Here is a 540-nt window from a genome sequence, read left to right as displayed (position 1 = left end):
TTTATTGTCAGAGCCTTTTACAACCCTTACTTTCCTGTCTGTACCCTCTGGAGTTTTATATTCAATATCCATTCCATCAAGATTGCCCTTTGTTGGTGGGGTAATTGTTACATTACCAGAAGTTTGGTCAGGGGTTATTGTTGGTGGGGCTGGCATGGTTGTGTCATCGCTTGGACCTGATTCGTTTTCTGATGGGTCTTTTGCTTTTGCAACTACCTTGTCTCCTGGGTTTGATTTTCCTTTTGGAATTGTGATAACACCTGAAGTCTTATCTATTGTTTCTCCATTATTGCCTGTTACTGTCCATTCACCATTATCGCCCTTTGTTGCTGTTGCAGTTTTATCTTCCCCATCTTGGTTTTTATAAGTTACTGTTACAGTCTTTGTATCAGAATCTTTCTTAGGGGTGATTGTAACTGATCCATCATCTTGGACTTTTACTTCTGGCGCTTCTGGAGCTGTTTTGTCTGGAACAGAGCCTTCTGGTTTGTCTAATCCTTTTAACTCGCCGATTTTTGAAAATGTACTTACTTTTGAGTT

At 40.0% G+C, this 540-nt stretch carries 1 protein-coding gene; it reads right to left on the bottom strand.

Annotated elements, in window-relative coordinates; all coding sequences use genetic code 11:
* On the bottom strand, window positions 1–540 hold a 540-nt coding region (locus HMPREF0077_RS10845; RefSeq protein WP_004837932.1), incomplete at both ends, for a hypothetical protein.

Origin of the sequence: Anaerococcus tetradius ATCC 35098, from assembly GCF_000159095.1 — a bacterium.
GTDB lineage: Bacteria > Bacillota > Clostridia > Tissierellales > Peptoniphilaceae > Anaerococcus > Anaerococcus tetradius.
The sequence above is the reverse complement of the archived record's forward strand: the minus strand, read 5'-3'. Positions and strand labels throughout refer to the sequence as shown.